This is a genomic window from Streptomyces sp. NPDC088157, assembly GCF_044741545.1.
Classification (GTDB): Bacteria; Actinomycetota; Actinomycetes; order Streptomycetales; family Streptomycetaceae; genus Streptomyces.
In genome coordinates this window covers 138326-163209 of record NZ_JBIUSU010000006.1, presented here as the reverse complement: position 1 = coordinate 163209, position 24884 = coordinate 138326, and the positions used below count along the sequence as shown (strand labels likewise).

Sequence of the window (24884 nt, the reverse complement as noted above, 5' to 3'; positions counted from 1 at the left end):
GATGCCTTCTCCCACTCGCGGCTCCGATCGAGCGGGCGGTGTCCCCATCAGCGCCCCCCTCGGCACTCCCACCAAGGTCACCCAGGGCTCCCGGACCAAGGGCGGCGTCGGGGAGTCCACCCTCCGACCCGACGGCACCCTCAAGGTCACCGGCGAGTTCGCGTACTCGTCCGACCTGTGGCACGAGGACATGCTCTGGGGCCAGATCCTGCGCTCCACGGTGGCCCACGCCGAGATCGTCTCCATCGACACCTCCGAGGCCCTCGCCACCCCCGGCGTCCACGCCGTCATGACGTACGACGACCTGCCGACCGACGTGAAGAACTACGGCCTCGAGATCCAGGACACGCCGGTCCTGGCCCACGGCAAGGTCCGGCACCACGGCGAGCCGGTCGCGATCGTCGCCGCCGACCACCCGGAGACCGCCCGCCGCGCCGCCGCCAAGATCAGGGTCGAGTACCGCGAACTGCCCGTCATCACCGACGAGGCCTCGGCGACCGCCCCGGACGCGATCCTGATCCACGAGGGCCGCGACGACCACCACGTCGGCCACGTCGCCCACCCCAACATCGTCCACCGCCAGCCGATCATCCGGGGCGACGCCACCGCGGCCGCCGCGCGCGCCGACGTCGTGGTCAGGGGCGAGTACACCTTCGGCATGCAGGACCAGGCCTTCCTCGGCCCCGAGTCCGGCCTCGCCGTGCCCGAGGAGGACGGCGGCGTCCACCTCTACATCGCCACCCAGTGGCTCCACTCCGACCTGCGCCAGATCGCGCCCGTCCTCGGCCTGCCCGAGAGCAAGGTGCGGATGACGCTGGCCGGCGTCGGCGGCGCGTTCGGCGGCCGCGAGGACCTGTCGATGCAGATCCACGCCTGTCTGCTGGCCCTGCGCACCGGCAAACCCGTCAAGATCGTCTACAACCGTTTCGAGTCCTTCTTCGGTCACGTCCACCGCCACCCGGCGAAGCTCTCCTACGAGCACGGCGCGACCCGCGACGGCAAGCTCACCCACGTCAAGTGCCGCATCGTCCTCGACGGCGGCGCGTACGCCTCGGCCAGCCCGGCCGTCGTCGGAAACGCCTCCTCGCTCGGCATCGGCCCGTACGTCGTCGACGACGTCGAGATCGAGGCCATCGCCCTCTACACCAACAACCCGCCCTGCGGCGCGATGCGCGGCTTCGGCGCGGTCCAGGCGTGCTTCGCCTACGAGGCACAGATGGACAAGGTCGCGGCGGAACTCGGGATGGACCCGGTGGAGTTCCGCCGGCTCAACGCCATGGAGCAGGGAACCCTCCTGCCGACCGGGCAGCCGGTCGACTCCCCGGCGCCGGTCGCCGAGATCCTGCGCCGCGTCAAGGCGATGCCGCTGCCCCCGGAGCGCCAGTGGGAGAGCAGCGAGGGCGCGGACGTACGGCAGCTGCCCGGCGGGCTGTCCAACACCACGCACGGCGAAGGCGTCGTACGCGGAATCGGCTACGCGGTCGGCATCAAGAACGTCGGCTTCTCCGAGGGCTTCGACGACTACTCGACCGCCAGGGTGCGCATGGAGGTCGTCGCGGGTGAGCCCGTCGCGACCGTCCACACGGCCATGGCGGAGGTCGGCCAGGGCGGTGTCACCGTGCACGCGCAGATCGCCCGCACCGAGCTGGGCGTGGCCCAGGTGACCATCCACCCCGCCAACACGCAGGTCGGCAGCGCGGGTTCGACCTCGGCCTCCCGGCAGACGTACGTCACCGGCGGCGCCGTCAAGAACTCCTGCGAGCTCGTCCGGGAGAAGGTCCTGGAGATCGGACGTCGCAGGTTCGGCTCCTACCACCCCGCCTGGGCCACCGCCGAGCTGCTCCTGGAGGGCGGCAAGGTCGTCACCGACGGCGGTGAGGTCCTCGCCGACCTGGCCGACGTGCTCGAGGACGAGAGCGTCGAGGTCGAGGCGGAGTGGCGGCACCGGCCCACCGAGCCGTTCGACCTGCGCACCGGGCAGGGCTTCGGACACGTCCAGTACTCCTTCGCCGCGCACCGTGCCGTCGTCGAGGTGGACACCGAGCTCGGCCTGGTGAAGGTCATCGAGCTGGCCTGTGTCCAGGACGTCGGCAAGGCGCTCAACCCGCTGTCCGTGATCGGTCAGATCCAGGGCGGCACGACCCAGGGTCTGGGCGTGGCGGTCATGGAGGAGATCATCATCGATCCCAAGACGGCGAAGGTCAGGAACCCGTCCTTCACGGACTACCTGATCCCCACGATTCTCGACACGCCGACCATCCCCGTCGACGTGCTCGAACTCGCCGACGACCACGCCCCCTACGGGCTCCGTGGCGTCGGCGAGGCACCCACCCTGTCGTCGACTCCGGCGGTCCTCGCGGCCATCCGGAACGCGACGGGGCTGGAGCTCAACCGCACACCGGTACGTCCGGAGCACCTCACCGGAACGGGACCCCAAGGGGTCTGAGCCGCTGTCACCCGGGGGGTGCCGCACCCTGCCGCATCCCCCGGACCCCTTGTTCGTCTCGGGCCGTCCCCCGGGTCGTCCATTCCCAAATCCCGCTGCTGCCGAAGGCGCCACGCGGGTGTCCCTTTGAACCTTGGGAGATGGCCCATGACCCAGCAGTCACTGGAGCCGAGGAGCACAGCCGAGGACGCGGGCGAAGGCACCCGCGTCCCGGCCGGACGGTCCTGGCTCGACAGGTACTTCCACATATCCGAGCGGGGATCCACGGCCGGGCGCGAAGTGCGCGGCGGCGTCACCACCTTCATGGCGATGGCGTACATCCTGCTGCTCAACCCCCTGATCCTGTCCGGCAGGGACGTGGCCGGGGACACCCTCGGCCGGCAGGCCCTGATCACCGCGACCGCCTTCGCCGCCGCCCTCACCACGCTGCTGATGGGCTTCCTCGGCAAGGTGCCCCTGGCCCTCGCCGCCGGCCTCTCCGTCTCCGGCGTGCTGTCCTCCCAGGTCGCTCCGCAGATGACCTGGCCGCAGGCGATGGGCATGTGCGTGATGTACGGCGTCGTCATCATGCTGCTGGTCGTCACCGGCCTGCGCGAGATGATCATGAACGCGATCCCGCTCGCGCTCAAGCACGGCATCACGATGGGCATCGGCCTGTTCATCGCGCTCATCGGCTTCTACAAGTCCGGCTTCGTGCACCAGGGCGAGGCGACCCCGGTCACCCTCGGCCCGGCGGGCGAACTCGCCGGCTGGCCCGTCCTGCTGTTCGCCGGCACGCTCCTGCTGATCTTCATGCTCCAGGCCCGGAACATCCCCGGCGCCATCCTCGTCGGCATCGTCGGCGGCACGGCCGTCGCCGCGATCCTCAACGCCACCGGCGTCGTCGATCCGAAGCAGTGGGCGGCCGGCGCTCCCGAACTGCACGGCAGCGCGGTCTCGATGCCCGACTTCTCGCTCTTCGGGGACGTGGAGTTCGGCGGCTGGGGCGAGGTCGGCGCGATGACCGTCGGCATGATCGTCTTCACGCTCGTCCTCGCCGGGTTCTTCGACGCGATGGCCACCATCATCGGCGTCGGCACCGAGGCCGGGCTCGCCGACGACAAGGGCCGGATGCCCGGCCTGTCCAAGGCGCTGTTCATCGACGGCGCCGGCGGAGCGATCGGCGGCGTGGCGGGCGGCTCCGGCCAGACCGTGTTCATCGAGTCGGCGACCGGCGTGGGCGAGGGAGCCCGCACGGGTCTCGCCTCGGTCGTCACCGGCGCCTTCTTCGCGGCCTGTCTCTTCTTCACCCCGCTCACCGCGATCGTCCCGCAGGAGGTCGCCTCCGCCGCCCTGGTCGTCATCGGCGCGATGATGCTGATGAACGCCCGTCATGTCGACTGGGCCGACCGGGCGACCGCGATCCCGGTGTTCCTGACCGTCGTCCTGATGCCGTTCACGTACACCATCACCACCGGTGTCGCGGCCGGAGTCGTCTCCTGGGTCGCCATCAAGACCGCGCAGGGCAGGGCGCGGGAGATCGGCGCCTTCATGTGGGGGCTGACGGCGATCTTCCTCGTCTACTTCGCCCTCAACCCGATCGAGAGCTGGCTGGGCGTGCACTAGGGCCTCTCGTTCGGATCAGGCCGGGCCCGCGGGGTCCGGCGCCGCACCTCGCCGCGTTGTCGCCGGTCGCCAGGACCGCGCCCCGACTCCGTCGCCCGCCCTGCGACGCACGGCGCCGGACCCCGCTCCCTGATCCGCCCTGATCCAAACGCAGGTCCCCAGACCCGAGGGGCACCCGCCCTGCGCACAACCGCCCCCCACACCACCGCAGTCAAGGAGGCCGAGAGATGCTGGACATCGCCGAGGAGCTGAACCGGTGGGTCGAGCAGGGCCGTGACTTCGCCGTCGCCACCGTGGTGGCCGTCGGCGGCAGCGCGCCCCGCCGCCCGGGCGCCGCCCTGGCGGTGGACGGCGACGGCACGGCGATCGGCTCGGTCTCCGGTGGGTGTGTGGAGGGCGCGGTGTACGAGCTGTGCCGACAGGCGCTGGAGGACGGGGAGTCCGTCCTCGAGCGCTTCGGCTACAGCGACGACGACGCGTTCGCCGTCGGGCTCACCTGCGGCGGGATCATCGACATCCTCGTCACCCCGGTGCGGGCGGGCGACCGCGTCCGGCCGGTGATCGCGGCCGGACTGGAGGCCGCCGCCTCCGGCGGGGCCACGGCGCTGGCGCGGATCGTGACCGGCCCGGCGGACCTCGTCGGCCGCGCGCTGCTGGTCCGCCCCACCGGAGGCGACGACGGCAGCGGTGCGTACGAAGGCGGCTTCGGCGCCCATCCCGAGCTGGACCGCACGGTCGCTGCCGAGGCCGGCGCCTTCCTCGAGGCCGGCCGCACCGGCACCCTGGAGATCGGCGAGCAGGGCTCCCGCTGCGGGGCTCCGCTCACGGTCCTGGTCGAGTCGTCGGTCCCGCCGCCCCGGATGATCGTGTTCGGCGCGATCGACTTCGCGTCGGCGCTGGTGCGGGTCGGCAAGTTCCTGAACTACCACGTGACGGTGTGCGACGCGCGTCCCGTCTTCGCGACCCGGGCCCGTTTCCCGGAGGCCGACGAGATCGTCGTCGCCTGGCCCCACGAGTACCTGGAGCGCACGGAGGTGGACGCGCGGACGGTCCTGTGCGTCCTCACCCACGACGCCAAGTTCGACGTACCGCTGCTCCGGCTGGCGTTGCGACTCCCGGTCGCCTACGTCGGCGCGATGGGCTCCCGCCGCACCCACCTCGACCGCAACGCCCGCCTGCGTGAGGTGGGCGTGACCGAGCTGGAGCTGGCCCGGCTGCGGTCCCCCATCGGCCTCGACCTGGGCGCCCGTACGCCCGAGGAGACGGCGCTGTCGATCGCCGCGGAGATCGTGGCCGACCGGCGCGGCGGCAGCGGGGTCTCACTGACCGGGGCGCACACACCCATCCATCACGACGTGGCCTCGATGCCCACGGGCCGGATCGGCTCGGTGGCCTGAGCCGTCGCCCCGCGCACGGCCGGCTGGTCCGGCCAGGTGAAGGCGTAGCGCGGATCGCCGCCCCTGCTCAGCCGGACATGGCGCAGCAACTCGCGCGCGATGCCCGCGTTGCCCATCGCCCAGCCGGTCTGCGGTTCGAGGCCGCCCGGGGTGGCCCGGTGGTCGACGTTGGACCAGCGGGCGCCGTCGGCGTCCCGGGTGGCGTGCGAGACGAGGTCCGCCACGAGTGCCCCGGCGAAGTCGGGGGAGTCGCCCTGCTCGGCGATCCGGTCGCAGGCCAGCGCCAGCACCCCCGCCGTCCCGCAGCAGCGGCCGTTGTTGTCCCAGAACCCGGGGCGCAGCCGGCCGGGCAGACCGGAGCGGGTCACGGTGTGCCAGCAGCGGTCGCCGAGCTCCTGCCAGGAGGGCTCGCCCAGTACGTCCCGCAGCAGCCGGAAGACCTGGGCGTCGCCGGCCGGGCCGTGACACCAGCCGTAGCTGAACCGCTCGACCACGTCTGGCCGGTGGGGCGGGTCGGAGTGCGGCACCAGGAAGCCGTCCGGGCCGCCCTCGTCGCGGGCGACGACATCCGCGACGGCGGCCCGCGCGAGCTCCACCAGGTCCCCGCGGCCGGTGGCGGCCCCGACGGCGGCCAGGGCGTATCCGATTCCGAGCGTGCCGTGCGAGACATGGTGCAGCCGGGCCGGCGCACCGAGCCGGAACTCCCAGGTGACCCCGCCCCGTTCGGTGGTCTCGGCGGTGCCGAGATACGGCTCCAGCGCCCGTACGGCGAGGTCGGGGTCGCCGGCCGCCAGCGCGCCGAGGCCGATGCCGGCGTTGCCGCCCATCAGCTCGAACAATTCGCCCCAGCGCGTCCCGTCGAAGCGTGACCGCACCCGTTCCAGGGCCCGGTCCGCGGCGGTGCCGGAGCTCTCGGCGCCGAGTTCGCGGTGCACGGTCCGCAGCACGAGGGCGATGCCGGTCAGCCCGAAGTACAGGGAGTCGTCGGGGTGTTCGTCGACGGCGTCCGCGAGGCTGCGGGCGGCGCGCAGGGCGGTGTCGGCGTAGGAGTCGTCGCCGAAGTGCCGCCAGGCCTCCAGGAGTACGGGCACCACCCCGGCCGTCCCGTTGTAGAGCATCGGATCGACGTCGTCGTTTGAGGGGCCGACTGGCCAGCCGAGCCCCCCGCCTCCGGTGTCCCGCGCCGTGCCCCGCATCCAGCGCAGGGCGTCCACGGCGAGTTCCTCGACCTCGTCAGCTGTCGTCATGCGCCCACCCTCACACGGTGGTCACCGCCCTCGCACCGTCATTGTCCGCGGAGCAGCCGGTTGACCGCGCGCCCGAACACCGAGCGGGCCGCGGCCCCGAGGAGCGGGTCGAAGAGGGGCGGCAGGAAGCGCACCCGCACCTCCTCCCGCCAGACCACCCGGGCCCGCCCACCGGGCCCCGGCCGCACTTCGATCTCGGCCCAGCCCCGGACCACCCGGCCGCGTTTGTCCAGCCGGCATCGGCCCGGCCCGTCGGGGGACGGCGGCTGCCACACGGTCACCTCCATCCGGTCGTCGAAGGCGAGCGGGCCGAGGCCCGAACGCGCCACGAGGACCGTTCCCTCACGGGTCGGCGGGGGAGTGAGCACGGTGACGCGGGTGAGCGGTACCACGTCGCCGTGCCGGGGCCACTGGGTCAGGCGACGCCAGGCGTCGTCCGGGGAGAGCGGAACCGTGCGTTCGAGCTGGAAGATGACCACTCGGTGATCGTAGGGAGTCGGGACGGTCCGACGGCGGATCACCCTCCGGCCCACAGCCTCGGACAGACCTTCGCGGTGTGGTGACCCCTCAGCGGTAGACCTGGCCCGGCACCGCCGTGCCGGGGGCCAGCAGTTGGGGAACCGTCACGAAGACGTAGCCGCGCTCCTTCAGCGCGTCGATGATCCCCGGTACGGCCGGCACCGTCCCGTCGTAGATGTCGTGCAGCAGGATGATGCCGTCCCGGTTCGCCTGCGCGAGTACCCGGCGCCGTATCAGCGCGGAGTCGGTCGTCGTGTAGTCCTTGGCGGTCACCGTCCAGAGCACCTCGGAGAGCCCCAGCTCACGGCAGATCCCGTGCACGGTCTCGTCGGTGCGGCCCTGCGGCGGGCGCATCAGGGTGGGGCGTCGGCCGGTGAGGCGTTCTATCTCGTCGTTCGGCCGCTGGAGTTCGTCGCGTATCTCCTCCGGCGTGATCTGCGTGAGGATCTTGTGGTCCCAGGTGTGGCTGGCCACCTCGTGTCCCTCGGCCGCCATGCGCCGGACGAGCTCCGGGTACTTCTCGATGTGCCGCTCGCCCAGCAGGAAGAAGGTCGCGGGGACCTGTCGCTCCTTCAGGATGTCGAGCAGACGGGCCGAGTTCTCGCTCGGGCCGGCGTCGAAGGTGAGGGCGATGCACTTCGCCTCCCGGCAGTCGACGGGGCCGAAGCGGGCGGCCTGGGTGGTGGCCGCCGGACGGGCGCGGGCGGTGCTGGGGTGGGTGATGTCGGCACCGCCGCAGCCGGTCAGTGTGACCGCCAGGCAGGTGGCCGCCGCCGAGACGGCGACGGCACGCAACCCGGCCCCCGTTTTCTTCATCTTCCTGGTCAGAGAAGGCATGCCCAGACTATACATAGGGTGTATACACCCTATGTATAGTCTGGGTCGTCATGCGCTCCTCAGGCCGGAACGGGCCTCACTGGGCGTAGAACGTGGCGTCGCCCCGGTCCGTCGCCGTGCTTGGTGTCTGCACGTACAGCAGGTAGTTGTAGTGGCGGACGTAGCGGCCGGCGTAGTTGTACGACTCGTACGAGACCCCGGCGGCGTCGGCGAGACCGGCCCGCCGGTAGAAGCTCGCGTCGGACGCGAACGTCGAGGTGCCGTCGTTCTTCTCCAGCCACACCTCGAAGTTCTTGTGCCGCAGGTAGTAGCCGGGGAGGTTGGCCGCCTCCAGGGAGACCGTGCCGGTGCCGGCGAGACCGCTCACCACCCGGAACTGCGAGTCGGCGAGCGGGCTGACACCGGCCTCGATACGGGCGCGGTACTCCCAGTGCCGGATGAAGCGGTCCGCGAAGTTGTACGAGGAGAAGCGCTGCGGGGTGACCCCGTCGGCCACCGGGATGCCGAAGTCGGGGGTACCGTCCGCCTTCCAGTACAGCTTCTGCACGCGGGTACGGCGGTTGGGGTCGTTCAGGGGGTCGCCGGTGATGTCCCGGTAGCTGCGGTCGTGGTAGACGAGGATGTCGGACTTGCCGTCCTCGGAGACCGTGAAGGAGTTGTGGCCCGGCCCGTACTGCGAGGTCGAGGCGTTCGTGGTGAAGACCGGCTGGGCGCCCTTGGTCCAGGATGCCGGGTTCGTCAGATCGGCGGTCGCGGAGGCGGTCAGCATGCCCAGGCAGTAGTTGGCGTCGGTCGCGCTCGCCGAGTAGGTCATGAAGACCTTCCCGCCGTGCTGGATCAGCGCGGGCCCCTCGTTGACCTTGTAGCCGATCGTCTCCCAGGAGAGCGTCGGCTGCGAGATCTCCGCCGCAGTGCCCTCGATCGTCCAGGGGTTGGCCAGCTTCGCGATGAACAGGCTGGTGTTGTTGTCCTCGGACGGGTTGCGCTGCGCCCAGGCGAGATAGCGCACGCCGTTCACGACGAACGTGGTGGAGTCCAGCGAGAAGCTCTCCCACGTGGTCTTGATCTGGCCCTTCTCGGTCCAGGCCGCGGTGAGCGGATTGGCGCCGGTGCCCTCGAGCACGTACATCCGGATCGCCCAGACGTCACTGGTGGACCCGGCCGCGAAGTACACGTACCACTTGCCGTCGATGAAGTGGATCTCCGGCGCCCAGATGTGGGCGCCCATGACCCCGCTGCTGTGCTTGGTCCAGATGGTGACCTCCTGGGCCGTCGACAGGCCCTGGATGGTCGTCGCCCGGCGCAGCACGATGCGGTCGTACTCGGGGACCGTGGCGGTGAAGTAGTAGTAGCCGTCGGTGTGCTTGTAGATGTGCGGATCGGCGCGCTTCTCCGCGATCGGGTTGGTGTACGTCACCGCGGGGGAGTCGGGCACGGCTGCCTGGGCGGGGGCGCCCACGCCGGTGAGGACGGCCGCGAGGGCGACGAGGCCGGCCAGGAGCAGCCGAACGGCGTTGCGTCTCAAGGGGGTTCTCCAGATGGATGGGGGGAGGGGAGGGTGTGCAGGGGGGTGTGCCTCGGGGCGGGCCGGGCGGAGAGAGGCTTCGGGGCTCATGTGGTGGGCACGAGGCGCCACTGCTGGCAGGTGTTGTTCAGCCAGGTCCACTGGCGCACGTCGGTGCCGTTCGCGGTCCCGCAGTCCGCCACGTCGGCGACCTTGCCGCTGTTCTCGCCCACCAGCCGGACGTAGTCGCCGCTCGCGGTGAAGACGAGCCGGAATCGCTGGCACTTGTTGTTCAGCCACGACCACTGGCGCAGGTCCGCGCCGTCGGCGGTGGAGCAGTCGGCGGTGTCCATCACCCCGCCGGTGGCCACGTTCACCAGCCGGCTGGTGTCGTCGCCCTGGTCCTCGATCCGCCACTTCTGGTTGGCCCCGCCGGAGCAGGTCCACTGGAGGATGTTGGTGCCGTTGGCGGTCGAACCGCCGGACACGTCGAGGCACTTGCCGCTGTTGCGGTTGACGAGGGTGTACGCCGTCGGGGTCGTCGCCGTCTCGCCGGACGGGCCGGGGAGCGTCGTACCCAGAGCGACGGGAGTGCCGAAGTTCGGGGTGCCGTCGGCGTTCCAGGTGAACTTCTGAGCGCGTGTCGTGCGGCCGTTGCCGCAGCCCCCGCTCGCCGAGGAGTTGGCGTGGTAGACGATCCAGTTCTCGGTGCCGTCGGGCGAGGTGAAGAAGCCGTTGTGGCCCGGCCCGTAGACGCCGTTCGTGTCGCTGCGCTGGAAGACGGGCGTCTGCTTCTTGGTCCACGACGCGGGGTTCAGCGGATCACTTCCCGTCAACTCCAGTTGGCCGAGTTTGTAGTCGGCGGTCTGGCAGTAGCTGGCGGAGTAGCTGAGGAAGGTACGGCCGCCGTGGTACAGCGGTTCCGGGCCCTCGTTGACGGGCGCGCCCACCCGCTCCCAGTCCAGCGTGGGGCTGGAGATCACCGTGAAGGTGCTGCTGGAAAGTGTGTACGGGTTGCTCATCGGCGCGATGACCAGGCTCTGTGTGCTGCCGTTCACGAAGCCGCTGCCGACGAGATACAGGTTTCCGTTCGCCTGCAGCACGCTCGCGTCGATCAGCCAGCCGCCGGGCGTGAGATTGGAGCCGGTGAGGGAGCCCTTGTAGGTGTACGGGCCCAGCGGGTCGGTGCCGGAGCTCTCCAGGACGTGGGTGCGCTGGGAGTCGCAGCAGGCCGTGCCGCCCTGGCCGGCCGAGTAGTACAGGTACCAGTGGCCGTTGAATTGGTGGATCTCCGGCGCCCAGATGTTGGTGTTGCGGGTGGAGGTGGTGTCCGACCACACCTGCACGGTGGGCGCGGTGGCGAGACCCGCCAGGGTCGGCGCCTTGCGCATGCCGAGGACGCCTGTGAACGTCGTGGTGATCAGGTAGTAGTTGCCGTCGTAGTACTCCAGCCAGGGGTCCGCGCCCTTGGCCGACTTCAGCGGGTTGGTGTACGGGCGGCCGTCCGCCGCGGACACAGGCTGGGTCGCCGCCACCAAGGCGACGAGAAGGGCCAGCACGCAGACGAGCAGGGGTCTGTGGCGGTACTTCCGAGGCATACAGGACCGTCCCTTGTCCGTGAAGCTGCCTGTCCGAGATTTCGAACACAGTTCGTAACTTCGGCCAGAAGATAGGGGGCGTGCATGTCCTCGTCAATGGTTTCGACAGCCCCACCGGCATCGGGAGTCGGCCCGGGCCACAACCGCCCCGTACGGCCGGCGCGCGGTGGGGAACGCGCCAGGGCGCCCTGCCCGGTCGCTGTGGGACCGGGCAGGGCGCCCTGGGTGTGCTGCTCTTCCGTTCCTGCCGGCCTCTCCTGACGGAGAGTCCGGGATCAGATCAGGTCGAACCGGTCGAGGTTCGAGACCTTGACCCACGCCGCGACGAAGTCGTTCACGAACTTCTCCTTCGCGTCGTCGCTCGCGTAGACCTCGGCCAGCGCGCGCAGCTCGGAGTTCGAGCCGAAGACGAGGTCGGCGCGGGTGCCGGTCCACTTGACCTCGCCCGTGGCGGCGTCGCGGCCCTCGAAGGTGGCCTGGTCCGCGGAGGTCGACGACCACGTCGTACCCAGGTCGAGCAGGTTGACGAAGAAGTCGTTGGTCAGCTTGCCCGGGGCGTCGGTGAGGACGCCGTGCGAGGACTGGGCGTGGTTGGCGCCCAGCACGCGCAGGCCACCGACGAGAACGGTCAGCTCGGGGGCGCTCAGGTTCAGCAGGTTCGCCCGGTCGATCAGCAGGAACTCGGCCGGCAGGCGGTTGCCCTTGCCGAGGTAGTTGCGGAACCCGTCGGCGGTCGGCTCGAGCGCGGCGAACGACTCGACGTCCGTCTGCTCCTGCGAGGCGTCCACCCGGCCCGGCGTGAAGGAGACCTCCACGTCGTGGCCGGCGTCCTTGGCGGCCTTCTCCACGGCGGCGGCACCGCCGAGGACGATCAGGTCGGCCAGGGAGACCTTCTTCGCGCCGGAGTTGAACTCCGCCTGGATGCCCTCCAGGACGCGCAGCACCTGGGCGAGCTCGTCCGGGTTGTTGACCTCCCAGCCACGCTGCGGCTCCAGGCGGATACGGGCGCCGTTGGCGCCGCCGCGCTTGTCGCTGCCGCGGAAGGTGGAGGCCGACGCCCACGCGGTGGACACCAGCTGCGAGACGCTCAGTCCGGAGGCGAGGAGCCTGGCCTTGAGGGCCGCGATGTCCTCGGCGCCGATGACATCGCCCTCGGCGGCGGGCAGCGGGTCCTGCCACAGCAGGGTCTCGGCCGGAACCTCCGGGCCGAGGTGCAGGGCCTTGGGGCCCAGGTCGCGGTGGGTCAGCTTGTACCAGGCACGGGCGAAGGCGTCCGCGAACTGGTCGGGGTTCTCGTGGAAGCGACGCGAGATCTGCTCGTAGATCGGGTCGAAGCGCAGCGACAGGTCGGTCGTGAGCATCGTCGGGGCGTGGCTCTTGGACGGGTCGTGCGCGTCGGGGATGGTGCCCGCGCCCGCGCCGTCCTTGGCGACCCACTGCTTGGCGCCGGCCGGGCTCTCGGTCAGCTCCCACTCGAAGCCGAACAGGTTGTCGAAGAAGCCGTTGCCCCACTGGGTCGGCGTGCTGGTCCAGGTGACCTCGAGGCCACTGGTGATGGTGTCGCCGCCCTTGCCGGTGCCGTACGTGCTCTTCCAGCCGAGGCCCTGCTGGTCCAGCGCGGCGGCCTCGGGGTCGTCGCCGACGTTGTCCGCCGGGCCGGCGCCGTGCGTCTTGCCGAAGGTGTGACCGCCCGCGATCAGGGCGACCGTCTCCTCGTCGTTCATCGCCATCCGGCGGAACGTCTCGCGGATGTCGCGGGCCGCGGCCAGCGGGTCCGGGTTGCCGTTGGGGCCCTCGGGGTTGACGTAGATGAGGCCCATCTGGACGGCGCCGAGCGGGCTCTCCAGCTCGCGGTCGCCGGTGTAGCGCTGGTCGTCGAGCCAGGTGGTCTCGGGACCCCAGTAGACGTCCTCCTCCGCCTCCCAGACGTCCGCGCGGCCGCCGGCGAAGCCGAAGGTCGTGAAGCCCATCTGCTCCAGCGCGACGTTGCCCGTGAGGACCATGAGGTCGGCCCAGGAAATGCTCTGGCCGTACTTCTTCTTGACCGGCCACAGCAGACGGCGGGCCTTGTCCAGGTTGGCGTTGTCCGGCCAACTGTTCAGCGGAGCGAAGCGCTGCTGGCCGGCGCCGGCGCCGCCGCGGCCGTCGCTGATGCGGTAGGTTCCCGCGCTGTGCCAGGCCATGCGGATCATGAGCGGGCCGTAGTTGCCGAAGTCGGCGGGCCACCAGTCCTGCGAGGTGGTCAGCACCTCGGCGATGTCCTGTTTCACGGCCGCCAGGTCGAGGGCGTTGAACGCCTCGGCGTAGTCGAAGCCCTCACCGAGGGGGTTGGCCACCGCCGGGTTCTTGGCGAGGATCTTCAGGTTGAGCCGCTCCGGCCACCACTGGCGGTTTCCGCCGCCCTGGGTCGGGTGCGCGGCGCGACCGTGGGCGACCGGGCAGCCGCCTGCCTCCGCCGCCTTCGGCTCGGTCACGATCGCATCATGGTTCTCGGTCATGGGGGAATCCTTCTGGTGGTCGGATCACATGCTCACGTACCGCAGGTCTCGGGAACCGCGGTACCACTGCGGGTGCTCAGGTGCTCAGGTGCTGCGGGCGGTGGAACAGTCGGGGCACAGGCCCCAGTAGATGACCTCGGCCTCGTCTATGGCGAAGCCGCGGTCGTCGGAGGCGGTCAGACAGGGGGCGTGACCCACGGCGCAGTCGACGTCGACGACGGCGCCGCACGACCGGCAGACGAGGTGGTGGTGGTTGTCCCCCACGCGTCCCTCGAACCGGGCGGGGCTGCCCGGGGGCTCGATGCGGCGCACCAGTCCCGCGGTGGTCAGCGCATGCAGGGCGTCGTACACGGCCTGGAGGGAGATGTGGCCCACGCGGCCGCGCACTCCGGAGGCGAGTGCCTCGACGCCGAGGTGGTCGCCCTCCCGGACGGTCTCGAGCAGCGCGACACGGGCGGCCGTCACCCGCAGGCCGACACCGCGCAACTCCTCGGCGGTCGTCGGTGTACGGGGTGCTGTCATGACGGCGAACCTACTGCATAAACACGAACGATTCAAGAAAACGAATGGTACAAGTCTGGGAAACGCCGCATGTCAGAGAAACGAGGCGAGCCCGTCGAGGAGCCGGTCGACGTCCTCGGTGTCGTTGTAGGGCGCGAGTCCCACCCGCAGCGCGGGATCGTCGAGCTTCAGCGCGGCGAAGGCCTCGTAGGCGTAGAACGAGCCCGCCGGGGCCACGACACCCCGTGCGGCCAGGTGCGCCTGCGCCTCGCGTGCGTCCCGGCCCCCGAAACTCATCAGGACGGTCGGCGTGCGGTCCCGCGCCTTCGAGTGGACGGTGACGGCGCCGCCCAGCGCGCGCAGCCCCTCCTCCACCCTGGCGCGGACCGCGTTCTCGTGGTCGTGCAGGGACCGCAGCGACCGCGCGAGCCGCTCCCTGCGCGACACCGCCGTCCCCGGCGCGTCATCCGGTCGCCGCGGTCCGATCGCGGCGCTCGCGTCGAGCCCGGCCAGGAAGTCCACGGCTGCGGTGGCGCCCGCCAGGATTTCGTAGGGCAGCGTGCCGAACTCGAAGCGCTCCGGCACCGTGTCGGGCGACGGCAGCAGCTTGTCCGGTGCGAGGACCTCGAGGACCTCGGGCGATCCGGCCAGCACCCCGCAGTGCGGACCGAGGAATTTGTACGGCGAGCAGACGAACAGGTCGGCCCCCAGTGCGGGCACGTCCACGAGATGGTGCGCGGCGTAGTGCACCCCGTCCACGAACACCAGGGCCCCCGCCTGATGGGCCCGGTCGGCGATCCGGCGCACGGGCGGCATGGTGCCCAGGACGTTCGAGGCCGCCGTCACCGCGACCAGCCGCGTCCGCGGCGACAGCGCCCGCTCGTAGGAGTCGAGGTCGAGTTCCGTGCTCGCGCCGTCGATCTCGATCCAGCGGACGGTGACCCCGGCGCGCCCGGCAGCCTGGATCCAGGGGCGGACGTTGGCGTCGTGATCCAGACGGCTCAGGACGATCTCGTCACCGGCCCGCCAGCTCTTCGCCAGGGTCCGGGAGAAGTCGTACGTGAGCTGGGTGGCGCTGCGCCCGTGCACGACGCCCCTCTCCGGTACGCCCAGCAGGTCGGCGTAGGCGGCCCGGAAGCCGGCGACGGCCGCTTCGGCGTTGCGCTCGGAGGCGCTGACCAGTCCCCGGTTGGACAGCGGGCCGGTCAGCGTCCTGGTCACGGCCTCGGCGACGGGGGTGGGGGTCTGTGTCCCACCCGGCCCGTCGAAGAAGGCGAGTCCCTGCGCGAGGGACGGGAAACGGGCTCGGAGGGCGGTGACATCGATGGCCATGAGCAGACTCTGGCACCCGGGCCCGGGGCCCCACCAGCGAGCCACGGGACCGCGACACGGCGACAACACCGAGCGACCTGGCCCGCACCCTTGACGATCCGTTCCGGTACGCCGTCGAGCGGCGGGACGCTCCGGGGCTGATCGGCGTCATCGGGGCGGACCGGAACGAGGCCGGGCGCCGGGCGGTGCCGGGTTTCACGGCCGCTCCGTCGGAGTGCCGCGGAGGCGGGGTGCCGGGCGGTGCCGGGTTTCACGGCCGCTCCCTCGGAGTGCCGCGCTCAGCCGCGCTGATCCGGCGGTTTCACCAGCCCGCTCCGGTACGCGACGACGACCAGCTGGGCGCGGTCGCGGGCGTCGAGTTTGGTCATGGCCCGCTGGATGTGGCTGCGGACGGTCAACGGGCTCAGGACCAGCTCGGCGGCGATCTCCGCGTTCGACCTGCCGAGCGCGGCCAGGGCCATGACCTCGCGCTCGCGGTCCGTCAGGGCCTTGAGCACCTCGGGGAGCCCGAGGAGGTCGTCCGTGTCCGGGACGGCGAGAAAACGGGTGATCAGGGCCCGGGTGGCGGTGGGGGAGAGGAGGGCGTCGCCGGCCGCCACGGTACGGATGCCGGACAGGAGGACCTCGGGGCTGACGCCCTTGCCGAGGAAGCCGCTCGCGCCGGCGCGCAGGGCCTTGGCGACGTTCCGGTCGTCCTCGAAGGTGGTGAGGACGAGGATCCGGGTCCCCGACAGCTCCGGCCGGGCGCAGATGGCGGCGGTGGCCGCCACGCCGTCGACGTTCGGCATCCGGATGTCCATGATCACCACATCGGGCCGGTGCGTGTCGGTGAGGTCGACGGCTTCCTGTCCGTCGGCCGCCTCCGCGACGACGGTCATGTCGGCGACCGACTCGATGAGAATGCGGAAGGTGGCCCGGAGCAGGGCCTGGTCGTCGGCGAGCAGGACGCGGATCGTCATGGGGCGGGACTTTCGTCGGGGCGGTCGAGCGGAAGAACGCAGGCGACCTCGAAGCCTCCCCGCGGCCGGTGGCCGGCCCGGAAGGTGCCGCCCGCCGCCGCGGTCCGCTCGCGCATGCCGAGCAGGCCGAAGCCGCGGCCCGGACCGGGTACCGACGCGGGGCGGCCGGGGACGGTGTCGTTGGTGATGGTGAGGGTCAGACAGTGGGGGGCGTAGCCGAGCCGGACCCGCGCGGTACGGGTCGCGGCGTGCTTGCTGACGTTGGTCAGGGCTTCCTGCACGATCCGGTACGCCGTCAGGTCGAGGACGGGGGGCAGCGGGCGCGGCGGCCCCTCGACGGCGACGGTCACCTCCAGACCGGCCGCCGAGCAGGAGTCCACCAGGCCGGGCAGCTGCCCCAGCCCCGGCGCGGGCGTCAGTTCGTCCGCGGAGTCGGCGTCCTCGCGCAGGACGCTGACGGTCGCCTTGAGCTCACGCAGCGCGGCGGCCGTCGTCCGGGGCAGCTTGTCGATGATCTCCAGGGCCTTGCCGGGGTCGGTCCGCGAGAGGTGGGCAGCGGTGCCGGCCTGGGCGTCGGCCAGGGTCAGGTGGTGGGCGACCACGTCGTGCAGTTCCCGTGCGATGCGCATGCGCTCCTGGATCACCCGGTGACGCGCCTCCTCCTCCCGCTGCCGGTCGGCGTGCTCGGCCCGGGCCGCGGCGTACTCGCGCCGCACCCTGACGTAGGCGCCGAAGGCCGCGGAGAGCAGCACCCAGGCCGCCGGGTTGACGATGGCGAGGATCGGCGAGTCGTGGAACGAGGTGAGGAACAGACCGGTGACGGCGATGCCGGCGGCGGCCGTGAGCGCGCTGTTCCAGGTGGCGCGGCGAGGGCTCCGCACGCTCACGGAGTACTGCGCCCACAGGAGCGGGCCCATCAGCCCCGGGGTCAGCAAGTAGCCCAGGGCGGCCTGCGCCATGGTGCACACCAGGGTGACGGCGAGGACCGGAAGGGGGTGGTCACGGCGTCGGCGCAGTGCCGCGCAGGCGACGACGGCCAGCCCGACGCCGGGCCACAGGGCCGGCGTCGCGGGCATGATCGCCCGGGTGACGAAGACGCCGGCGACGGTGAGCGCGCACAGCAGGACCGACGTCGTGGCCTCGACGGCTTCCGGACGGGCCGCCGCCCGGCGCTGCCAGCTGGTGCTCATCACGCTCCGAGAGGGTCGGGGGACAGACATGCTCACACATCGCGGGCCGGCACACGGCGCGGGTCGCGACGCCGTCGTGCCGGGCGCCGCGACCTGTCCTCCCGGTGTCCTGCGGCCACAGGGGGGTGCGGGGCTCAGGTGCGGGCCGGTTCCTTGGGCGCGGGCTCGCCGCCCGCCCGTCCGGCGGTGGGCGCCGGCGGCGCGGTGAGCCCGACGCCCTCGACGTCGACCTGCGGCAGCAGCCGGTCCAGCCACCTGGGCAGCCACCACGCCTTGTCGCCGAGCAGGGCCAGCACCGCGGGCACGAGCGCCATGCGGACGACGAAGGCGTCGAACAGCACGGCGACGGCGAGACCGAAGCCGATGGTCTTGATCATCGACTCGTCGGCGCCCATGAATCCGGAGAAGACCGCGATCATGATCACCGCCGCGGCCGCCACCACCCGCGCACTGTGCCGGAAGCCGGTGACGACCGCCTGGGGAGCGCGGTCCCCGTGGACGTACGCCTCCCGCATCCGGGCCACCAGGAACACCTCGTAGTCCATGGCCAGGCCGAAGACGATGCCCACCAGGAAGATCGGCATCAGGCTCATGACCGGACCGGTCTGCTCCACCCCCAGCAGCTCCGCGCCCCAGCCCCACTGGAAGACGGCCACGACCGCGCCGAGGGAGGCCAGCACCGACAGCAGGAAGCCGAAGGCGGCCTTCACGGGCACCAGCACGGAACGGAAGACCACCAGCAGCAGGAGCAGCGCCAGGACGACGATGACGGCCAGGTAGGGGACGAGTGCGGCCTGGAGGGCCTGCGCCACGTCGATGTTCATCGCGGTGCTGCCGGTGACCTCGAACGTCGCCCCGGTCTCCCGCTCGAGGTCCGGGCGTTCCGAGCGGATCGTCTCGACGAGGTCCTTGGTGTCCTCGTCGTTCGGACCGGTGGCCGGAACCGCCGAGAACAGCGCGGTGTCACCGGCCCGGTTGAACTGCGCGGCGGAGACGGACACCACCCCGCGGGTCGCGCCGATCTCCCGGGCGATCGCCTGCACGGCCGCCTCGGGTCCGGCCGAACCCCTGACGTCCGCGACGATCGTCAGCGGCCCGTTGAAACCCGCCCCGAAGCCGTCCGCGAGCGCGTCGTAGGCCCGTCGTTCCGTCGACGAGACGGGCTTGGACTCGGCCCCCGGCATGCCCATCTCCAGCTGCGTGGCGGGCAGCGCCAGGGCGCCCAGTCCCGCGACGCACGCCACCAGCACGGCCACCGGGCGGCGCAGCACGAAGCGTGCCCACCGGGAACCGCCGTTGCCGGCCGGCTCGGACACGGCGCGGCCCTTGCGCGTGGCGCGGGAGAGCACGGCTTCGGGCCACATGCCGAGCAGTGCGGGGACCAGGGTGAGGGCGATCAGGACGGCGACGACCACGGCGCCCGCGGCGCACAGGCCCATCTTGGTCAGCATCGGAACGCCGACCACCGACAGGCCGGCCAGCGCGATGACGACGGTGAGTCCGGCGAAGACCACGGCGGAGCCGGCCGTGCCGACCGCGAGGCCGGCCGCCTCGCGCGGAACATGACCGTTCGCGCGCTCCTCCCGGTAACGGGAGACCACGAAGAGGGCGTAGTCGATGCCCACCGCCAGCCCCAGCATCGTGGCGAGCGTCCCGGTGGTCAGGGACAGCCCGAAGGCGCTGCCGAGGGCCATGATCGAGGCCATGCTGATGCCGACGCCGATGACGGCGGTGAGCAGCGGCAGGCCGGCGGCCGCGAGCGAGCCGAAGGTGATCAGCAGGACGACGGCGGCCAGGGCGATGCCGATGGCCTCCGAGGACCCGCCCGCCGCCGGCTGGGTGGCGAGTGCGGTACCGCCGACCTCGACCGTGAGCCCGGAGTCACGGACCTCGTCGACGGCCTTCTCCAGCGCGGCCTTGTCGGCGTCGGTGAGGTCGTCGGCCTTGACCTTGTAGTTCACCGTGGCGTAGGCGGTCGTGCCGTCCTTGCTGACGGCACCCGCCGTGAACGGGTTCACGGCACTGTCGACCTGAGGTTCGTCGGCGGCCTCCGCCACGAGCGTGTCGACGGCGGCACGGTGACCGGCCGCGGTCACCTTCTCCCCGTCGGGCGCGACGAACACGATCCGCGCGTTCGCGCCATTGGCGTCCGAGCCGGGGAAACGTTCTCCGATCAGGTCGAAGGCCTGCTGCGCCTCGATGCCGGGCATGAAGGACGTGCCGTCGTCGGAGGCGGCCGGCGCCTTGGCGGCGCCGAGACCGACGGCGCCGAGGATCACCGCCCACAACAGCGTCACGAGCCAGCGCCGCTGGAAGGCGGTCCGGCCCATCCGGTAGAGCAAGGTAGCCAAGGGAAACGGATCTCCAGGTATGGGTTCGGGTGGACGTCCAGCCTGGCCCGAGGGGGTGCGCCGGGGCATCGTGCCCGTGCTGGCACTCCCGCCTGGTGCCGCTGCACGAGCCGACGGGCTTGCGTCCTCCTCCAGGAGGAGCACCGCGTACCGCTCGGGAAGGAGTCCGGAACCCGCACGCGTGCCCGTGCGCTTCGACACGGAGACGGCCGTCGTGGACTGGCGCGACGAATGGCGGACAAAGAACTACGACTGACCTGACCTGACTCAATCAAGCGACCTGGTCAAACCGACCCGACTCAACCGACCCGACTCAACCGACCCGACTCAACCGGCCCGACTGATCCGACCCTGCCGCGCCCCGTCGAGAGGTCCCTTCGTGCATTCCGTCCTCGATCTCGCGCTCGACTGTGTCGTCGGCGCGCTCGGGAAGACCACCGAACCCACCGAACCCACCGATCCCACCGATCCCACCGAACCCACCGAACCCACGGAACCCGCCCAACCCGCCGGAGTCACCCTGCACCGTTCGCCGGAGCGGGGACGTGCGCAGTTGGCCGACAGCGCCTTCGACTTCAGCAGCGCCGTGCCGTCCGGAGTGCGGCTGGAGATGCTCACGGACGCCACCGAGCTCGAGCTCGACGCGCGGCTGCGCGTGGTCCTCCCACCGGGGATGCCGTCGGCCGGCAGTGTCTTCGACCTGGTGGTCGACGGTGAACTGCGCGAGCCGGTGGTGGCGACGGAACAGAGCCTGATCTTCCTGGACCCCGCCACCGGTGCCCTGGAGGACCGGCCGGCCGGGCCCGCCACCGTGCGGTTCCGCCTGGGCTCGCGGGCCCGCGAACGACGCGTGGAGATCTGGCTGCCCGTCACCCCGGCCTGCACGCTGCTCGACGTACGGATCCCGGACGGGGCGTCCTTGCGCCCGGCCCCGGCGAGCGGCCCGCTGTGGGTGCACTACGGCAGCTCCATCAGCCAGTGCGCGGACGCGGGCCGTCCGACCTCCACCTGGCCGGCCGTCGTGGCCCGCTCCGCCGGCCGGTCCCTGCTCAACCTGGGCCTCGGCGGACAGTGCCAGCTCGACCCGTTCATGGCCCGCGCCGTCCGCGACCTTCCCGCGAGCGCGATCAGCCTCGAACTGGGCATCAACGTGGTCAACGCCGACAGCATGCGGGAGCGGACTTTCGTACCGGCGTTCCACGGGTTCCTCGACACGATCCGCGACGGGCATCCGGACACGCCGGTGCTGGTCATCAGCCCCATCGTCTGTCCGGCCGCCGAGCAGCGGCCCGGCCCCACGCCGGCGGGCCCCGACGCGATGGTCCGCACCTTCGACCGGCCCGCCGAACTCGCGCTCGGCGCGCTCACGCTCACCCGCATCCGCGAGTTGCTGGGCCGGCACGTCGAGCAGCGCCGTAGGAGCGGCGACGACCGGCTCCGACTCGTCGACGGGACAACGCTGTTCGGGCCCGACGACGTCGCCGACCTCCCGGACGGCCTGCACCCGAACGCGGCCGGCTACGCCCGCATGGCCGAGCGTTTCCTGCCCCTGTCGTTCGGCGAGGAGGGGGCGCTCCGTTGAATCCTCCCCTCCCTGAAGGGAGGGGAGTCCTGGCTCAGGCTGCCTCCTGGAGCAGCGCTCCAGGAGGTCTTGCGCCCTCGGCACCAGCCGGGTTGAGACCAGCCCGGATGAGCATGACGCGTGCGGAGTTCTTGTCCCGTGGGGACACGCTCTTGCACGCGGTGCAGGTGTAGGTGCGCTCACCCAGGGGCAGAGCGCAGGGGTGCCCGGAGGCCGCCCGCGGCGGTCCGTGTTCCGCGCGAAGACGACGAGGCGCAGCACCGCGAACCGCGCGACACCGGCGAGTGCGGAGGCGGACAGGTAGACGAGCTGCTCGAGCAGCGCGTCGGGGGCGGCCACCAGCTGCCGCAGGACAATCATCGCCACGCAGGTCACCGCGTACGCCGCTGCGGCGGACCCGGCCGACTGCGCGTGCTGGCGGCAGGTCGCGCGCCCGCTCGCGCCGAAGGTGAAGCGGGCGTGCAGCTCGGTGGCGAGGAGCGTGGAGGCCACGGTGATCAGGGCGTTGGCCAGGGCCCAGGGAAGCCAGGAGGCGAGGCCGGCCACGGCGAAGCTGGAGGCGAGGCCTGTTCCGCCGCCGCAGAGCACGAAGCGGGCGAACGCTCCGGATGCCGTCTGCTCCCGGCTCTGCGCTGTTTCCACTGTTTCCATGACCCGCCCCCTTTTGTCGCTCACTCCGCGACACGCGCACCCCTCGAACCGCGAGATCGGCGAGCTGTTGTTTCCTGTGATGGAAACGCTACGTTGCATTCGAAGGTACGGCAACGTATTTGTTGCATGCCATCTGCGAAATGCCAGCTAGAAGCCATGAAATCGTTGCAATAGGCCTGAGGGTAACGCAACGGACCCAGGCCTTGACCGTTGCAATGGATGAGGAGTGAACGCTATTGTTCCTGCCGGAGGCCGCCCCGGACCGGCGTCGGACGTCGGGCGGTGGCCGCGGGTATTCGGCCCCCGTGCGGCCGGCCGTCCTGGGAACCGGTCCGCGCCCGCGGGTGCGTTGCGGACGGAAGGTGTCCGCAAGCCCGGTTAGCTTGCCGTACATGACGAAGACGACGCATCCGGCGGCCCCCGTGCTCGGCGCCCGTGCACTCAACCGCGCCACCCTCGAGCGGCAGCTGTTGCTGCGGCCCTCTCCGCTGTCCGCGGGGGCCGCGGTGGAGCACCTGCTCGGGCTCCAGGCGCAGAACGCCAAGCCGCCGTACTACGCGCTCGCCGCCCGTCTCGAAGGCTTCGTCCCCGAGCGGCTGTCGACGCTGATGGCCGACCGCTCGGTCGTCCGCATCGTCAGCATGCGCTCCACCATCCACACCCACACCGCCGACGACTGCCTCACGCTCCGGCCGCTCGTCCAGCCCGCCCGCGACCGGGAGCTGACGTACTTCCGCAAGGGTCTCGTCGGAGTCGACCTCGACCGGCTCGCCGCCCTCGCCCGCGATCTGGTCGAGGCCGAGCCGCGCACCATGAAGCAGCTGCGCGAGGCGCTCTCCGCCCAGTGGCCCGACGCCGACCCGCAGTCCCTCGCGGTCGCCGCCCGCTGCCGGCTGCCCCTCGTCCAGGTGACCCCGCGTGGACTGTGGGGCAGGAGCGGACAGGTCGCGCTCACCACCGCCGAGCACTGGCTGGGCCGCCCCGCGGAACCGGCCCCGACGCCGGACTCCGTGGTCCTGCGCTATCTGGCGGCCTTCGGCCCGGCCTCCGTCAAGGACATGCAGACCTGGGCCGGGCTGACCCGGCTGCGCGAGGCCTTCGAGCGCCTCCGCCCGCGGCTCCTCGCCTTCCGGGACGAGCACGGCGTCGAACTCTTCGACCTCCCCGACGCCCCGCGTCCCGACCCCCTGACCCCGGCCCCGCCCCGCTTCCTCCCCGAGTTCGACAACCTCCTGCTGTCGCACGCCGACCGCACCCGGGTCGTCCCGTCCGCGTATTGGGGCCGCGCCTGGCAGGGCAACCAGGCGTACTGCACCCTCCTCGTCGACGGCTTCTTGGCGGGCCTGTGGCGACTGGAGCGGGACGCCCTGGTCGTCGAGCCCTTCGGCACCCTGACCAAGGCCCAGCGGCAGGACGTGGCCACGGAGGGCGAGCGGATGCTGGCCGCGATGCACCCGGGCGGGCCCAACGACATCCGGTTCGGCACCGTCGTTAGGCCATGACCACCGGCAGGCCGGCGGCCGGAAGGGGGAACGGGCGAAGAAGGAGAACGAAGCGCCGGAGACGCCGGGAGCCCCCACCGGGGACCGGTGAGGGCTTGGATAGGGGGCGCTGCGGGCCGCTCGTGGAGGCTCGCAGCGCCCCCCGGTCGTTCCCTGAGGGATACTCAGGAGTTCTTGGAGGCTGTTACCGGGTGACTACGAGTTGACCTGCGTCGTCACCAGACTGGAGAAGGTGGTCAGCCGGGTGTACACACCCGGGTAACCGGCCTCCGCGCAGCCCTCGCCCCAAGAAGTGATCCCTGCCAGGACGCCCCCGATGAGCAGGGGACCGCCGCTGTCGCCCTGGCAGGTGTCTACGCCGCCGGATGTGTATCCGGCGCAAACCATGTCGGTCGCGACGAAGTCGGAACCGTAGGAGCTCTTGCAGCTGGTGTCGGACACGATCGGGACGGTCGCGGTCCGCAGCTGGTTGGAGGAGCTGCCGTTCTCCGAGGTGGTGCCCCAGCCGATGATGCGGGCGGTGGTGCCGGCCGCGTACACGCCGGTCTGGGACGAGGAGACGTACGACGCCGTGGTGTACGGCATCGACGTCGACAGGGTCAGGACGGCCACGTCGTCGCCGTTGGTGGCGTCCGTGTAGCTCGGGTTGATCCAGATCTTGCTGACCCGGCTGACCGTGCCGTTGGTGCCGTTGAGGTAGGTGCGCCCACCGACGACGCGCACACTGCTCGTGGTCTCGCCGACCATGCAGTGGGCGGCTGTGACCACCTTCGTCGCCGAGACGAGGGTGCCGCCGCAGAACTGGTTCTGCGAGGCGTCCGTGATCTGCATCATGAACGGGTACGTCGTGGTCGTGGTCGTCGTGCCGCCGACGATCGGCTGGGGCGCTGCGACAGCGGTGGGGGCGCTGAGCAGTGCGGTCGCCGCCGCCGCGGCGGTCGCCGCGAGGACGGCGGCGGTCTTCTTGAACCGGTTGGGCCCGAACATGGATCTCCTCGGTGGGATTGCCGGTGGGGGGTCGCGCGGGTGTGGGGGTTGCACGGGGGTCGCGGGACCGACCCCCGTGTGCCCGGCGAGCGGCACGTCCCTTAAGCTAGGACCCGGCACCCGTTTCCCCCAATGAGGGAACCCCCTAAGGGAGTTGGGGCAGGGAAAACCCTCGGTC

General features: G+C 71.5%; 17 protein-coding genes and 2 pseudogenes. 5 read left to right on the top strand and 14 right to left on the bottom strand.

What is annotated here, in order from left to right; translation table 11 throughout:
- Nucleotide 1 precedes the first annotated feature (1 nt).
- From ACIPFH_RS24735 to ACIPFH_RS24725, 3 genes are all read left to right on the top strand, one after another.
- Nucleotides 2-2446, top strand: coding sequence for a xanthine dehydrogenase family protein molybdopterin-binding subunit (locus tag ACIPFH_RS24735; RefSeq protein ID WP_401829465.1), 2445 nt, complete (start codon nt 2-4; stop codon nt 2444-2446).
- 147 nt (nt 2447-2593) lie between these two features.
- A complete protein-coding gene (locus ACIPFH_RS24730; RefSeq protein ID WP_401829462.1) occupies nt 2594-4051 on the top strand; it encodes an NCS2 family permease in 1458 nt (485 codons plus the stop codon).
- A gap of 227 nt (nt 4052-4278) precedes the next feature.
- Nucleotides 4279-5448 (top strand): XdhC family protein, encoded by a 1170-nt coding sequence (locus ACIPFH_RS24725; protein WP_401829460.1) that lies wholly within the window; start codon nt 4279-4281, stop codon nt 5446-5448.
- Here ACIPFH_RS24725 and ACIPFH_RS24720 read toward each other — a convergent pair.
- From ACIPFH_RS24720 to ACIPFH_RS24670, 11 genes are all read right to left on the bottom strand, one after another.
- Nucleotides 5400-6695 carry a lanthionine synthetase LanC family protein gene (locus tag ACIPFH_RS24720; protein WP_401829458.1) on the bottom strand — a complete coding sequence of 432 codons (1296 nt, stop codon included), beginning with the start codon at nt 6693-6695 and terminating at the stop codon, nt 5400-5402. The two genes, ACIPFH_RS24725 and ACIPFH_RS24720, sit on opposite strands and share 49 nt — an antisense overlap.
- A 38-nt stretch (nt 6696-6733) precedes the next feature.
- Nucleotides 6734-7174: an SRPBCC family protein gene (locus ACIPFH_RS24715; protein WP_401829456.1), complete on the bottom strand. Its 441-nt coding sequence runs from the start codon at nt 7172-7174 to the stop codon at nt 6734-6736.
- An 88-nt stretch (nt 7175-7262) separates the two neighbouring features.
- Complete coding sequence (locus ACIPFH_RS24710; protein ID WP_401830218.1) at nt 7263-8030, bottom strand: polysaccharide deacetylase family protein; 768 nt, start codon at nt 8028-8030, stop codon at nt 7263-7265.
- 97 nt (nt 8031-8127) lie between these two features.
- The gene (locus tag ACIPFH_RS24705; RefSeq protein ID WP_401829453.1) at nt 8128-9576 is read right to left on the bottom strand and encodes a family 43 glycosylhydrolase; all 1449 of its coding nucleotides are present in this window, start codon (nt 9574-9576) and stop codon (nt 8128-8130) included.
- An 86-nt stretch (nt 9577-9662) separates the two neighbouring features.
- Nucleotides 9663-11153, bottom strand: coding sequence for a family 43 glycosylhydrolase (locus ACIPFH_RS24700; RefSeq protein ID WP_401829451.1), 1491 nt, complete (start codon nt 11151-11153; stop codon nt 9663-9665).
- Between the two features lie 275 nt (nt 11154-11428).
- Nucleotides 11429-13651, bottom strand: coding sequence for a catalase/peroxidase HPI (gene katG / locus ACIPFH_RS24695; protein WP_401829448.1), 2223 nt, complete (start codon nt 13649-13651; stop codon nt 11429-11431).
- Between the two features lie 84 nt (nt 13652-13735).
- Nucleotides 13736-14173, bottom strand: a complete 438-nt coding sequence (locus tag ACIPFH_RS24690; protein ID WP_356263541.1) for a Fur family transcriptional regulator — start codon at nt 14171-14173, stop codon at nt 13736-13738.
- 72 nt (nt 14174-14245) lie between these two features.
- Entirely contained in the window at nt 14246-15484 is a 1239-nt protein-coding gene (locus ACIPFH_RS24685) for a cysteine desulfurase-like protein (RefSeq protein WP_401829446.1), read from the bottom strand.
- A gap of 278 nt (nt 15485-15762) precedes the next feature.
- The gene (locus ACIPFH_RS24680) at nt 15763-16443 is read right to left on the bottom strand and encodes a response regulator (protein ID WP_401829444.1); all 681 of its coding nucleotides are present in this window, start codon (nt 16441-16443) and stop codon (nt 15763-15765) included.
- Nucleotides 16440-17633 (bottom strand): sensor histidine kinase, encoded by a 1194-nt coding sequence (locus tag ACIPFH_RS24675; protein WP_401830215.1) that lies wholly within the window; start codon nt 17631-17633, stop codon nt 16440-16442. Before ACIPFH_RS24675 ends, ACIPFH_RS24680 begins: the two co-directional genes overlap by 4 nt.
- Before the next feature lie 134 nt (nt 17634-17767).
- Complete coding sequence (locus ACIPFH_RS24670; RefSeq protein WP_401829442.1) at nt 17768-19984, bottom strand: MMPL family transporter; 2217 nt, start codon at nt 19982-19984, stop codon at nt 17768-17770.
- Between the two features lie 379 nt (nt 19985-20363).
- On the opposite strand from ACIPFH_RS24670, the gene ACIPFH_RS24665 reads away from it, so the two are divergent.
- A complete protein-coding gene (locus tag ACIPFH_RS24665) occupies nt 20364-21566 on the top strand; it encodes an SGNH/GDSL hydrolase family protein (protein WP_401829440.1) in 1203 nt (400 codons plus the stop codon).
- Between the two features lie 34 nt (nt 21567-21600).
- Here ACIPFH_RS24665 and ACIPFH_RS24660 read toward each other — a convergent pair.
- Nucleotides 21601-21762, bottom strand: a pseudogene (locus ACIPFH_RS24660) (RNA-guided endonuclease TnpB family protein); the annotation flags it as partial.
- Nucleotides 21714-22217 (bottom strand): annotated as a pseudogene (locus ACIPFH_RS24655) (hypothetical protein); the annotation flags it as partial. The pseudogenes ACIPFH_RS24655 and ACIPFH_RS24660, both read right to left, overlap by 49 nt.
- 392 nt (nt 22218-22609) lie before the next feature.
- Between ACIPFH_RS24655 and ACIPFH_RS24650 the strand changes: the two are divergent.
- Nucleotides 22610-23719, top strand: coding sequence for a winged helix DNA-binding domain-containing protein (locus tag ACIPFH_RS24650; protein ID WP_401829438.1), 1110 nt, complete (start codon nt 22610-22612; stop codon nt 23717-23719).
- Nucleotides 23720-23914: 195 nt separating this feature from the next.
- Here ACIPFH_RS24650 and ACIPFH_RS24645 read toward each other — a convergent pair whose 3' ends face one another.
- Nucleotides 23915-24706, bottom strand: coding sequence for a S1 family peptidase (locus ACIPFH_RS24645; RefSeq protein ID WP_401829436.1), 792 nt, complete (start codon nt 24704-24706; stop codon nt 23915-23917).
- Nucleotides 24707-24884 lie beyond the last annotated feature (178 nt).